This window comes from Kitasatospora sp. NPDC028055 (assembly GCF_040637885.1).
GTDB lineage: Bacteria > Actinomycetota > Actinomycetes > Streptomycetales > Streptomycetaceae > Kitasatospora.
Window position 1 is genome coordinate 23,753 of sequence record NZ_JBEZXE010000008.1, and the last position, 12,525, is coordinate 36,277.

11 protein-coding genes are annotated in these 12,525 nt (G+C 74.7%); 7 read left to right on the forward strand and 4 right to left on the reverse strand.

Going from position 1 to position 12,525, the window contains the following annotated elements:
• Positions 1 to 58 precede the first annotated feature (58 nt).
• Positions 59 to 1,123 (forward strand): alcohol dehydrogenase catalytic domain-containing protein, encoded by a 1,065-nt coding sequence (locus AB0F71_RS11955; protein ID WP_360231365.1) that lies wholly within the window; start codon positions 59 to 61, stop codon positions 1,121 to 1,123.
• Positions 1,124 to 1,306: 183 nt separating this feature from the next.
• A complete protein-coding gene (locus AB0F71_RS11960) occupies positions 1,307 to 3,055 on the forward strand; it encodes a penicillin-binding transpeptidase domain-containing protein (RefSeq protein ID WP_360231368.1) in 1,749 nt (582 codons plus the stop codon).
• Positions 3,056 to 3,258: 203 nt separating this feature from the next.
• Here AB0F71_RS11960 and AB0F71_RS11965 read toward each other — a convergent pair whose 3' ends face one another.
• Positions 3,259 to 4,536 carry an MFS transporter gene (locus AB0F71_RS11965; protein WP_360231371.1) on the reverse strand — a complete coding sequence of 426 codons (1,278 nt, stop codon included), beginning with the start codon at positions 4,534 to 4,536 and terminating at the stop codon, positions 3,259 to 3,261.
• Positions 4,537 to 4,674: 138 nt separating this feature from the next.
• Between AB0F71_RS11965 and AB0F71_RS11970 the strand changes: the two genes are divergently transcribed.
• Positions 4,675 to 5,838, forward strand: coding sequence for a hypothetical protein (locus AB0F71_RS11970; protein WP_360231374.1), 1,164 nt, complete (start codon positions 4,675 to 4,677; stop codon positions 5,836 to 5,838).
• Positions 5,839 to 5,870: 32 nt separating this feature from the next.
• Positions 5,871 to 6,395 (forward strand): GNAT family N-acetyltransferase, encoded by a 525-nt coding sequence (locus tag AB0F71_RS11975; RefSeq protein ID WP_360231377.1) that lies wholly within the window; start codon positions 5,871 to 5,873, stop codon positions 6,393 to 6,395.
• A 24-nt stretch (positions 6,396 to 6,419) separates the two neighbouring features.
• Here AB0F71_RS11975 and AB0F71_RS11980 read toward each other — a convergent pair whose 3' ends face one another.
• Entirely contained in the window at positions 6,420 to 6,914 is a 495-nt protein-coding gene (locus AB0F71_RS11980; RefSeq protein WP_360231380.1) for a nitroreductase family deazaflavin-dependent oxidoreductase, read from the reverse strand.
• Between the two features lie 148 nt (positions 6,915 to 7,062).
• Here AB0F71_RS11980 and AB0F71_RS11985 point away from each other — a divergent pair, with 148 nt between their 5' ends.
• Positions 7,063 to 7,746, forward strand: a complete 684-nt coding sequence (locus tag AB0F71_RS11985; protein WP_360231384.1) for a TetR/AcrR family transcriptional regulator — start codon at positions 7,063 to 7,065, stop codon at positions 7,744 to 7,746.
• Between the two features lie 117 nt (positions 7,747 to 7,863).
• Here the strand turns inward: AB0F71_RS11985 and AB0F71_RS11990 are convergent, their stop codons facing one another.
• Positions 7,864 to 8,907 (reverse strand): helix-turn-helix domain-containing protein, encoded by a 1,044-nt coding sequence (locus tag AB0F71_RS11990; RefSeq protein ID WP_360231387.1) that lies wholly within the window; start codon positions 8,905 to 8,907, stop codon positions 7,864 to 7,866.
• A gap of 117 nt (positions 8,908 to 9,024) precedes the next feature.
• Here AB0F71_RS11990 and AB0F71_RS11995 point away from each other — a divergent pair, with 117 nt between their 5' ends.
• The gene (locus tag AB0F71_RS11995) at positions 9,025 to 9,921 is read left to right on the forward strand and encodes an alpha/beta hydrolase (protein WP_360231390.1); all 897 of its coding nucleotides are present in this window, start codon (positions 9,025 to 9,027) and stop codon (positions 9,919 to 9,921) included.
• A 261-nt stretch (positions 9,922 to 10,182) separates the two neighbouring features.
• Positions 10,183 to 11,613, forward strand: a complete 1,431-nt coding sequence (rox, locus tag AB0F71_RS12000) for a rifampin monooxygenase (protein WP_360231393.1) — start codon at positions 10,183 to 10,185, stop codon at positions 11,611 to 11,613.
• Between the two features lie 113 nt (positions 11,614 to 11,726).
• On the opposite strand, the gene AB0F71_RS12005 is transcribed toward rox, so the two are convergent.
• Complete coding sequence (locus AB0F71_RS12005; protein WP_360231396.1) at positions 11,727 to 12,506, reverse strand: VOC family protein; 780 nt, start codon at positions 12,504 to 12,506, stop codon at positions 11,727 to 11,729.
• Positions 12,507 to 12,525: the final 19 nt, after the last annotated feature.

Sequence of the window (12,525 nt, forward strand, 5' to 3'; positions counted from 1 at the left end):
CTGGTGTGGTCAGCGTTCGCGGGCCCGTCCCGCGCCGACCTCCGTGAGAAGGATCGCCATGGCTGCCACCACCCCCACTCCCACGTCCACCCCCGCTTCCGCCGACGGCGTCGTGCGCGCCGTCCACGTCGCCGCCCCGGGCGGGACGCCCGAGCTGGTCGAGGTCCCGTTGCGCACCCCCGGCCCCGGTTCCGTCCGGATCACCGTCGAGGCGTGCGGCGTCTGCCACTCCGACCTGCTGATCGCCGGTGGCCTGCTGCCCGGCACCACCTTCCCGGTCACCCCCGGTCACGAGATCGCGGGCCGGATCGACACCCTCGGTGACGGCGTCGAGGGCTGGCGGGTCGGCGACCGGGTCGCGGTGGGCTGGTTCGGCGGCAGCTGCGGGCGCTGCGAGGCCTGCCGCGACGGCGACGCCATCCTCTGCCCCCACCTGAAAGTCCCCGGCGCCGCCTACCCGGGCGGCTACGCCGACTCCGTCATCGTGCCCGCCGACGCGCTCGCGGCCGTGCCCGACGGCCTGACCGCCGCCGAGGCCGCGCCGCTGGCCTGCGCCGGGGTGACGGTGTTCAACGCCCTGCGCCGCTCCGCCGCCCGCCCGGGCGACACCGTGGCGGTGCTCGGCCTCGGCGGCCTCGGCCACCTGGGCGTCCAGTTCGCCCACGCCATGGGCCTGCGCACGGTCGCCATCGCGCGCGGCGCGGAGAAAGAACCGCTGGCGTACCAGCTCGGCGCGGACCACTACGTGGACAGCACCGCCGGGAACGTCGCCGAGGCCCTCCAGTCGCTCGGCGGGGCCAAGGTCGTACTGGCCACCGTCACCGACGCCGACGCCATGTCCGCCACCGTCGACGGCCTGGGCCGCCGCGGCGAACTCGTCGTCGTCGGCGTCTCCCCCGACCCGCTCGCCATCAGCCCGCTGCAGCTGATCGCCGCGGACCGCAAGGTCTACGCCCACTCCTCCGGTTCCGCCCTCGACACTCAGGACACCCTGCGCTTCGCCGAGCGCACCGGCGTCCGGGCCTGGATCGAGGAGCTCCCGCTGGCGGAGACCGCCGCCGCTGTGGCGAAGATGAGCAGCGGGAAGGCCCGGTTCCGCATGGTCGTCACCACCGGCCGCTGACCGGCCGGCTCCCCGCGCCATCCCCAGGTCAAGCGTTGGCAAACACCCTGCCGTCGAACGAGCGATCGACGACGCTTAGGCTGGTCCGCGCCCGAACGACCGGACAGGCGGCCGCACGGACGGATCCGCCGGTACCGGGACGGGCCCGCGAGCACCGGAAGCGCCCAGGGGGGACACAGAACCATGCACCACGAGCACGAAGCGTACGAACCGTACGAGGGCCACGGCCACGAGGACCACGGCCACGACGACCACCTCGTCTCCGCCGACGGCCACCAGGAGGCCCCGGGCCGCTCGCGCTCACGCCGGATCTGGCTGGTGGCGGTCGGCGGGGTGTTCACCGCGCTGCTGGTCGTCGGCGGGTACGGCGCCTACAACGTGATGAGCGCCGTGACCGGCGGCTCCACCCGCACCGGGGACGAGGCCGCCCCGACGGCCGCCAAGGAGCCGCAGGCTCCGCCCACCGCCGAACAGGCCGACGCCGTGGCCAGGGACTTCCTGGCGGCCTGGGGCCGCGGCGACCTCACGGTCGCGGCCGGGCTCACCGACCGCCCGGAGGCCGCCCGGATGGCGCTCGCCTCGTTCCACGACAACGTGTCCGCCCGCGCCCTCACCCTGACCGGGACGGGCCCCGCGCCCGTCGGCACGCCGCGCGAGCCCGCCGTCGGCTACCGGGTGCGGGCGGAGTTCGACGGCACCACGCAGGCCTGGGAGTACGAGAGCACCCTCGGCGTGATGCGGGCCTCCGACGGGCGGCTGCTGGTGCGCTGGGCGCCGACCGTGGTCCACCCCAAGCTGGCCGCCGGCCGGACCATCGCCGTGAAGGCCCTGCCCGACCCGGTGTCCAAGCCCACCGACCGCAAGGGGCGGCCGCTGGACGCGTTCCCGTCGCTGCAGTCCGTGCTGCCCCAGATCGCCCCGCCCGACGGCGCCAAGGTCGTCACCGGGCAGGCCGTGGTGCTCTCCGGCGGCGGACAGCAGACGGAGCAGCTGTTCGTGCTGACCCCGCCGAGCGCCCCGCAGGTCAAGCTCACCCTGGACGCCGACCTCCAGCAGGTCGCCGAGGAGGCGGTGAAGCAGCAGTCCGCGAACGGCAAGCCCGCCTCGCTGGTGGCCGTCCAGCCGAGCACCGGCAACATCCTGGCGATGGCCTACGCCCCGCTGGGCGGTTTCAACCGCGCGGTCGGCGGCGGGCAGGCGCCCGGTTCGACGATGAAGGTGATCACCGCGGCCGCGCTGCTGGAGGCCGGGGTCACCCCGGACACCGCCGCGCCCTGCAAGGAGACCACCAACTCCCCCAGGAGCTGGCACAACGACGAGCCCGGCAGCCACCTCGACTACACCCTCAGCGACGACTTCATCCAGTCCTGCAACACCGGCTTCATCGACAAGGGCCTGGAGAAGCTCCAGCTCGGCACGCTCAGCTCGGTCGCCCGCGACCAGTTCGGCCTCGGGCTGCAGTGGCGGATCGGCATCCCGAGCCGCGACGCCACCATCCCCGTGCCGGGGAACAAGGACGAGGCGGCGGCCGCGTACATCGGCCAGGGGCAGATCCAGGTGAACTCGCTGCTGATGGCCTCGGTCGCGGCCACCGTGCAGAGCGGAACGTTCCGTCAGCCGGTGCTCCGCGAGGACGCCAAGCGTGTGACGGCCCCCGGGAAGCTGCCCGGCGACGTCGCCCAGGGGCTGCGCTCCATGATGGCCAGAACGGCGACCCAGGGCACCGCGCGCGCCCCGATGTCCGGGCTCGGCGGCCAGATCGGGGCCAAGACCGGCACCGTCGAGGCGGGTTCGGGCCAGGCCACCAACAGCTGGTTCATCGCCTACCGCAACGACCTCGCGGTCGCGGCCGAGGTCGAGGGCGGCGGCCACGGCAACAGCGCCGCCGGCGTCGCGGCCGCCCAGGTGCTCAAGGCGGGCGGCAAGGGCTGACGGGGGCCGCGCTCGGAGCCGGTCGGCCTGGTCCGGGGGCGCGGGCGGGGGGTGCGTTCGCCGATCTCGGCGGTGCGCCCAGCATGGTCCGGTGGCCTCCCCGACCACGGTGCCTCCCCGACCGCGGTGCCTCCCCGACCGCGGTGGCCTCCCCGACCACGGTGGCCGGCTCCCCCGCAGCACGGCGGCATCTGCACGAGACGCTATCGGTCGGCCTCCACCGGCGCGGACCCGCCCTGCCGCTCGGCCGGCTCGGGCGCCACGGGGCGGCTCCGCTCGGCCCAGGCGGCCACCGGCGGTCCGGCCGCGCCCACAGCGGCGAAGAACACCCCGAGGAGCAACCAGCCCGGCTGTCCGAGCGCCAGGACCGCACCGGCCAGGACCGCCGGGGCGAGCGCCTGCCCCGCGTCGAAGCCGATCCCGAACAGGCCCTGGTACTGCCCCTGGGCGTGGTCGGGCGCCAGGCCGAAGGCCAGCGCGTAGCCGCCCGAGGACTCCCACACCTCGCCCACGCTGTGGACGCCCACCGCGAGGACGGCGAGCACCGGCGCGACCCACACCGGGACGTCTGCGGTCAGCGCCATCAGCGGACAACTGACCAGGAACAGCAGCCCGGCGAGCCGGAGGGCGCGGCCGCCCTGCCGCGGGGTCTCCACCGTGGATCCGATCCTGCTCTGGAGCAGTGCGCAGACAGCGCTGTTGACGGCGTACACCGCCGCCACCGTCCAGCGCGGTGCGTCGGTGTGGGCGCTCAGCCAGAGGGGCAGCAGCACCGAGACGGTCTGGTACTGGAGGCCCATGGCGCTGTAGAGCGCGACGAAGGACACGTACGGCCGGTCCGCCAGGACGGACCACCGGCGGTGCTCCGCCGGCCGGGGCAGCGGCCGGTAGTCCGGGACACCCAGGAAGGCGATCAGCCCGGCGGCGGCGAAACTGGCGGCGTTGGCGAGGATCAGCACGGTGTAGGCGGCACGGGTGTCGATCTGGATGGCGACGGCCGCGCCCAGGGTACCCACGACCACGCCGAGGTTGACGAAGGTGCGCAGCCTGGCCCGGAACGCGGCCGGACGGTCACCGCCCGCCCGTGCGACGATCGCCCCGCCCGCCGCGCCGCTCGCCGTGGCGGCCAGCCGGTCCAGCGTGGCGACGAGCGTGAACGCCGCCCAGCCGTCGATCAGCACGAAGGACGCCATGGTCACGGCCTGCAGGGCCAGGCCCACCAGCCAGACGGTGCGCGGCCCGTGCCGGTCGGCCAGGTTGCCCGCCGGTATGCCCGCGGCCAGCCCGCACAGGCCCGCGATCGTCAGTCCCGCGCCGACCTGGGCGGCGGGCAGGTGCACCACGAGCGTGAAGTACAGGATCGACGCGGTGTTGAACAGGCCGTTGCCCACCCTGCTGACGAAACTGGCCGTGATCAGGGCCCGTTGCGGCCTTGAGGTCGCACCGTCGCCCGTCCGTTTTCCGGATCTCCGCATGATCATGCCGATCAGGCTAACAGCGGCTCTCCTCGGGCCGATCGGCGCGTCGAACGGGCGTCGCCGGAAAAGCACTTGCCCGAACGAACCGCCCGGTGCCACCATCTGAGCCATGATCACGAGAATCGAGCCCGCCACCCGCTGGTGAGCGCCACGCACGGGCGCCCGTCGCCCGACCACCGCCCCGGACTGTACGACCACGCGCTCCGACTCCACCGGCTGACGCCGGACGACCCGCTCCCGCGCGACGGGGAGCCGTTCCCGGACGCGGAGTTGCACGAGGGTCCCGGCCCTGAACGCCCCCTCGGGCGGGGCACCCAAGGCGTCGGCGTCGTCCGCGTCCTGGACGCGCACTTCGCCCGGCCCTCCGCGCCGCCCGAGGCCTTGGCCCCGGCCTTCCACGACGTCCACGTCCCGATCCATCCCGATGACGGCATCACCGCCGCGGCCCTGCGCCACGACCCGGACCAGGTACGGGCGGCAGGCCGGTGGCTGGTGCGCCACGGCGACGACCAGTGCGCCGTCACCGTCGGCCTCGCGCTGCTCGCGGCCACGGGCACGGCCGAGGACATCCCCCTGGTCCGCACGATCGGGCTGCTGTCCAACCACTTCGGCCCGCTCGCGGCCCACGCGCTGGAACGCCTCGACCCGAGCGCGCGGTCCCTGCTCTGGCTCGCCGACCGGACGGCGAGCTGGGGCCGGGTCTACGTGGTCGAGGCGCTCTGCCGCCTCGACCACCCCGATGCCCGTCCCTGGTTGCTGCGCAGGGCCATCGACGGCGACTTCCTGAACGGCTACTTCGCGGGCACCGTCGCCACGACCGCCCGCCTCCACGAGCAGGTCGAGCACTTCGCCGCCGATCACGAACTGCTGGACCACACCGGCCGGTTGCTCGCCATGCTGGCGTACGCCTCGGGCATGGGCACGACCCTGCGCCACTACCCCCACTCCGCCACCGTGCTCAGGGCCCACCTCCGTGCCGTGTCCGCCCTGCGCCCGACCGTCGGCCGCCTCACCACCCTCGCCGCCCTCACCCGGCAGCTCACCACCGCCCCGGCCCAGGACTCCGGGTGCACCGAGGCCCAACGCGCTTCCCTCCTCGCCGCCCACCTCGCCCTCCTCGACCGCGAGGACTGGTACCGCGCCACCTGCGCGCTGCTGGAGAAGGGCAACGACTGGGTGCACTGGTTCGCCGGGGCGAACGCGACGGAGGTGCCGCTCCGCGCCTTCGCCGGCTGGGTGCCCGACGACGACGAGCATCCGCGACCACCGGGCCGACGCCGACAGAGGTTGCGGCGCGAACCGTGACGGTGGTCCGACCGGTCGGGCATCATGGCGCGATGCCCGAACTGATCACCCCGACCGTACGGCTGCGGACCTCGTTCCTGGCAGCGGTGGCCGAGTTCCACGCCGAACCCGGCCAGGCCGTCCCGTGGTTCGTCAGGGACGTGGACCCGGCCGCCCTGACCGACCCCGAGGCCTTCGCCGCGTACGTCGCGCGCGTTGTCGCCGAGCGGACCGAGGCGGGTATGCGCGCGGACGCGGGGGTACCGATGACCACCCTGTGGTGGGCCGAGGGCGACCAACTGCTCGGGCGGCTGGCGATCCGCCACCACCTCACCCCGAACCTGGAACGCATCGGCGGCCACATCGGCTACGACGTCCGCCCCGGCGCCCGCCGCCGGGGCCACGCGACCGCGATGCTCGCCGCAGCACTGCCGGTGGCCGCCGAACTCGGCGTCACCGACGCGCTGTTGACCTGCGACGAGACCAACACGGCCTCCCGCCGCGTGATCGAGGCCAACGGCGGCCGCCTGACCGCCACCGAGGGGAGCAAGCTCCGCTACCTCGTACCGACCACCTGACGCACGCGCGCGCGACGGCCCCGCTCAGCCGATTGCGACGCGGAAGACAGGGAAGCCGGGGGCGATCCGGAGCAGGTCGGCGGTCGAGGAGTCGGCGTCGATGCCCTCGAAGAAGTAGCCGACCTCCCACTTCCAGCGGCGCAGGTAGGCGCGGAGCACCTCGGGCTTGTCGGCGTCGGGGAGTTCGGTGGCGTGGAAGGTCTCGGTGCGGCGGCCGACCCGCAGTTCGCCGGTGCCGGCGGCCCGGAGGTTGCGCACCCACTGGGTGTGGCCGCGCGGCGCGACCAGGTACTGCACGCCGTCGTGGGTGAGCAGGTTGACGGGGGTGGTGCGCCATTCGCCGCTCTTGCGGCCGCGGACGGCGAGGACCCGGGAGCCCCAGAGGCTGATGCCCGCCTTGGTGAGGGTGGCGACGGCGGAGTTGAGGAGCTTGCCGGTGGCGATGCCGAGGCGGGTGGTGGGCGCCACCAGGCGGGTGGCGGGGTCGGGCGACTGGGCGGAGTGGCTGGGCTGGGACATCGGATTCCTCGTTTCCGTTCCATGACTGCCGCTTCGATTCGAGAGCACTGCTCTCGGCGACGACTCCAGCATGGCACCGGCCACCCCGCAAAGCAAGAGCACTGCTCTCGAATGCGTGCACCGATCCGATCTGTGGCAGACTGCCCCCATGCCAGCGATCCGCACCGCCCGCGAACGGGCCCGCGAGGAACTCACCCGCGAGATCAAGCAGGAAGCCCGCCGACAGCTCGCCTCGGCGGGCGCCCAGCAGCTGTCCCTGCGCGCCGTCGCCCGCGAGCTGGGCATGGCCTCCTCGGCGCTCTACCGCTACTTCGCCAGCCGCGACGAGCTGCTCACCGCGCTGATCATCGACGCCTACACCGAGCTCGGCGAGGCCGCCGAGCACGCCGTCACGGCCGAGCCCGGCGCGTCCGCACGCGAGCGCTGGCGGGCCGGCTGGCAGGCGACCCGCGACTGGGCCCGGGCCAACCCCCACGAGTTCGCGCTGATCTACGGCACCCCCGTCCCCGGCTACGCCGCCCCCGAGACCACCGTCGAGGCGGCCGCCCGCCTCCCCCTCGCCCTGCTCGGCGTGGTCCGCGCCGCCCCCCTGCGCCCCACCCCCGCCGGCCCCACCCTCCCGGGCGCCCTGCCCGAGCAGCTGGCCAACCTCGCCGCCTTCGCGGCCCCCGAGCTCCCCGCACCCACCCTGGCCCGCGCCGTCTCCGCCTGGATCCAGCTCATCGGCCTGATCGGCTTCGAACTCCACGGCCACCTGGTCGGCTCGCTCGACCCGGCCACCGACTTCTTCGCCTGGACTGCCGAGGAGACGGCCGACTCCCTCGGCCTCTGACCGACGGCCCACCCAGCGACGGCCCACCCAGCGACGGCTCATCCAGCCACGGCCCGCCCAGCGACGGCCCACCCGGCGGCGGGGCCGCCTTGACGAACCGCCCGCACCGCCCCCGCATCAGTCCCGCGACAGCCGCCAGGCGGCGAGGGCGAGCCTCGCCCGGGTCACCCCCTGGGGCTCGGCGAGGTCGAAGCCCAGCACCCTGGCGAGCTGTTCCAGCCGCCGGGCCACGCTGCTGTGGTGCAGGTGGAGCAGTTCGGCGGCCCGGCGCAGCGAGCCGGTGGCACAGTAGGCGTCCAGCGTCGCCAGGTCCTCCGGCCCGTCGGCGATCCGGCCGACCGCGGCCACATCGCCGTTCGCCCGCACGGCCTCCGGCGGCACCTCGGCCAGCAGCGCCAGCGCGCCCAACTCCGCGTACCGGACGACGGGTTCGCGCGCGGTGGTGAAGCGCAGCGCGGTACGGGCCTCGCGCCAGGACCGCTCCGGGCTCCCCGCCCCGCCGACGCCGACCCGGAACCCGGCGGGGAGCCCCGTCAGGTCCGGCAGCGGCTCCCGGGCGGCCGCCAGTACGGCGCCCACGTCCGCCAGCGGCGCCGCCTTCACCGGAACGCCCGGGAAGCACAGCGCGGCGGCCCGGTCGAGCGGGAGCGGTGAGCGCACCGCGGCCACCACCAACGCCCCGGGGGCGAAGCCCAGCAGCCGCAAGGCCCGGGCCCGGGCCGCCTCGTCGCCGTCCGGGCTGATCGCCAGCTCCACCAGGGCGGGATCGGCCATGGTGGTCCGGGCCGGGCCGTAGCGTTCGACGGCGGCCGCCACGGCGATGGCCAGCCGGTCGAGCACCACCTCGTCCAACGGGCCCGCCGGGCCCGGGCGTTCCAGCCACACCGTGCCGATCTCCTCGTCGTCGAGGGTGACCGGCGCCTCGCTGGAGGCCGGTGCGGGCGCGGCGGCAAGCTCGGTCCCGTGCGGTGAGACCCTGGTGACCCGCCCGGTGCCGTGCAACCGGATCCCGGTCACGCACTCGGCGAGCCCCGCCGAGGCCCGCGCCAGGGCCGGCAGGTCCACCCGACGGCGCATCAGCGTGTCGTAGAACGTGACGATCCGGAGCGCGCCGTCGACGTACGGATCGAACCCCGACAGCCGTACGGCCAGTGCTTCCATCCCAGCAGGATAGGGGGGCCGGCCCGGCGTCTCCCGCGCCGATCGGCGCGCGATCGGCGCGGGAGACGCGACGGACGGCGGATGACCGGCCCCCGGGCGGCCGCCAGGATGATCGGCATGGATCCCGAACTCGAAGCCTTCGTCCCGCTGTTCCCGAAGTCCGACCTCTCCTCCCCGGCCGACTCCCGCAGGCAACTCGCCGAACTCGCCGCCTCCGTACCGGTCCCCGACCTCGGGGACATGGTTGTCGAGGACCGTACGGTGCCGGCCGATCCCCCGGTCCCGGTCCGGATCTACCGGCCCGCCGGGGCTCGGGGAGCGGTCGTCTGGCTGCACGGCGGCGGATTCGTCATGGGCACCGTGGAGACCGAGCACCCGTGGGCGGCCCGGCTCGCGGTCGGCTCCGGCGCGGTGGTGGTCTCGGTGGGCTACCGGCTGGCGCCCGAGCACCCGTACCCGGCCGCTCTGGACGACGCCCATGCCGTCCTGCGCTGGACGGTCGACCACGCGGCGGAGCTCGGCGTCGCCCCGGACCGGATCGCGGTCGGCGGCCACAGCGCCGGCGCCGGGATCGCGGCAGGGCTCGCCCTGCGGGCGCGCGACGAGCAGGGGCCGGCGATCCGCTTCCAACTGCTCAACCAGCCCGGCCTGGACGACCGGCACGACACCTGGTCGGCGCGGAACTTCACCGACACGCCCTGGTTCGACCGCGCCAAGGCCATCGACGCCTGGCGGCACTACCTCGGAGGCCGGCCCGCCACCCCGTACGCGGCCCCGGCCCGCGCCGCCGACCTCACCGGCCTGCCACCGGCCTACATCGCCACCGCCGAGTACTGCCCCAACCGCGACGAGGACCTCGGCTACGCGCTGCGCCTGCTCCAGGCGGGCGTCTCCGTCGAGGTGCACCAGTGGCCGGGCACCTTCCACGGCTCGCACGCGATCGTGTCCGCCGACATCTCCCAGCGCCAGCACGCCGAACTCGGCGCCGTCCTGCGCCGTGCCCTGGCCGACTGACCCGGATGCAGTCGACCGCCCCGCGGCGCCCGGCAACGTCCGGCGGGTGCCGTGGGCTCCCGTGGACAGCGAAGGCAGGGAGGTCAGAGCCTCCCCGCCACTGTCAAGGTACCGCGCACGGGGGGCCTTGCGGCAAGGCCCCCCTCGGGGCGCACAATCGTCGACCGAGGCCGGAACCTGGCGATTCGTACGGTTCGCACCGTACGCGGGCCATTGTCCGAACGTCCGGCCTCGTTCGACACTCACTGGGGGATTGTTCCGATGATCGACGTGATCGTGGTCGGCGGCGGGCCGACCGGCCTCATGCTGGCGATCGAACTGCGGCTGCAAGGCGTCCGGGTGGTCGTCCTGGAGCGGCTGACCGAGCCGACCCCGGAGTCCCGGGGCCAGGGCCTGCACGTGCGCAGCGTGGAGATGATGGACCAGCGCGGGCTGCTGGACCGGTTCCTCGCGGAGGGCCGCAAGTTCCGGGTCGGCGGCTTCTTCGGCCACATCCACAAGCCGTGGCCGGAGACCATGGACACCGCCCACGATTACGGCCTGTCCGTCGAGCAGCCGGTCACCGAGCGGCTGCTCGGCGCGTACGCCGCCGAGCTCGGCGCGGAGGTCCGGCGCGGCCAGGAGGTGGCCGGGCTCGACCAGGACGAGGACGGGGTCACGGTCGAACTGGCGGACGGCACCCGGCTGCGCTCGCGCTACCTGGTCGGCTGCGACGGCGGCCGCAGCACGGTGCGCCGCCGGCTCGGTGTCGCCTTCCCCGGTGAGCCGTCCCGGGTGGACACCCTGCTCGCCGAGCTGTCGCTGGCGGAGGATCCGGCGACCGTCGAGGAGGTGGTCGCCCGGGTCCGCCGAACCGAGCTGCGCTTCGGCGCCGTCCCTCGCGGCGAGGGGCTCTACCGGGTGATCGTGCCCGCCCCGGACGTCGCCGAGGACCGCGCCGACGGCCCCACCCTGGAGGAGTTCCGGCAGCAGCTGCGCGCCATCGCCGGCACCGACCTCGGTGCGCACTCGCCCCGCTGGCTCTCCCGCTTCGGCGACGCGACCCGGCAGGCCGAGCGCTACCGGGTCGGCCGGGCCTTCCTGGCCGGCGACGCGGCGCACATCCACCCGCCCACCGGCGGGCAGGGCCTCAACCTCGGCATCCAGGACGCCTACAACCTCGGCTGGAAGCTCGCCGCAGCCGTCCACGGCCGGGCCCCCGAGGGCCTCCTGGACAGCTACCACGCCGAGCGCCACCCGGTGGGCGCGCGGGTGCTGGCCAACACCCGGGCCCAGATGACGCTGCTGGGCTCCGAGCCCGGTGCGGTCGCGCTGCGGGAGCTGCTCTCCACGCTGATGGACTTCGAGGAGGTGAACCGCTACATGACCGAGCTGGTCTTCGGCGTCGGTGTCCGCTACGACTTCGGCGAGGGTCCCGAGCTGCTCGGACGGCGGCTGCGGGACCTCCGGTTGAAGAGCGGTCGCCTGTACGAGCGGATGCACGGCGGACGGGCCCTGCTGCTCGACACCACCGGGGGCGTCCTCTCGGCGGCCGGCTGGGCCGACCGCGTCGACCACGTCACCGACCCCGCCGAGGACTTCGACGCCCCCGCCGTCCTGCTCCGCCCGGACGGATACGTGGCCTGGCTCGGCCAGGACCAGCCGACTCTGGACGCGGCGCTCACCCGCTGGTTCGGCCCCGCCACCGCCTGACCGGCCCCCGGTCGCCGCGCTGGTCTTCCGTCCCGGTCACCCCCGGACGGTGACGCGCCCCGCCCGCCCGGGATGCCGGGCGGGCGGGGCAGGCTGCGGACACACCGGGGTGGCTACCTCGGGGCGAGCCTGATCATCGAGAAGATCGCGCCCTGCGGGTCGGAGACCACCGTCATCCGGCCGGCCACCATGTCGAAGGGCGGGACGAGGACGGTGCCGGCGCGCTTGACCACGGCGTCGGCGCAGGAGTCCACGTCGTCGACCGCGAAGTAGGTCAGCCAGTGCGCGGGGGTGCCGGGCGGGTCGTTGGCGAGCAGCGAGACCCCGCCGACGGAGCGGCCGCCGACCTTCTGCTCCCAGTACTGGTCGTTGCCCTCCGCCGGCTCGATCTCGATGCCGAAGGCCTCGCCGTAGAAGGCGGTGGCGCCGGGCACGTCGCTGGTGTGCAGCTCGTTCCAGGTCAGCGCGCCGGGCTCGTTGACCACCTTGGCGCCGGGGAACTCGCCCGGCTGCCAGACGCCGAACACCGCGCCCTGCGGGTCGGCGGCGATCAGCATCCGGCCCAGCGGGCCGACGTCCATCACCGGGGCCACCAGGGTGCCGCCGGCCCCGACGATGGCGTCCTGGGTGGCCTGGGCGTCGGTGGTGGCCAGGTAGCTGGTCCACACGGTGGGCGGCTCCGGCATGCCCTCGGGGGCCATCGCCGGGCCGATGCCGGCCGCCGCCTTGCCGTTGAGCTCGCAGACGGCGTAGCCGCCGAACTCGGCCGGGCCGGGCTGCCCCTGCCAGCCGAAGAGGTCGCGGTAGAAGTCCAGCGCGGCCTGCTGGTCCTTCGCCATCAGATCGACCCAGCACGGGGTGCCGGTCACGTACGGGGTGGTGACTTCGGGCATGCTCGCTCTTTCCTCTTCC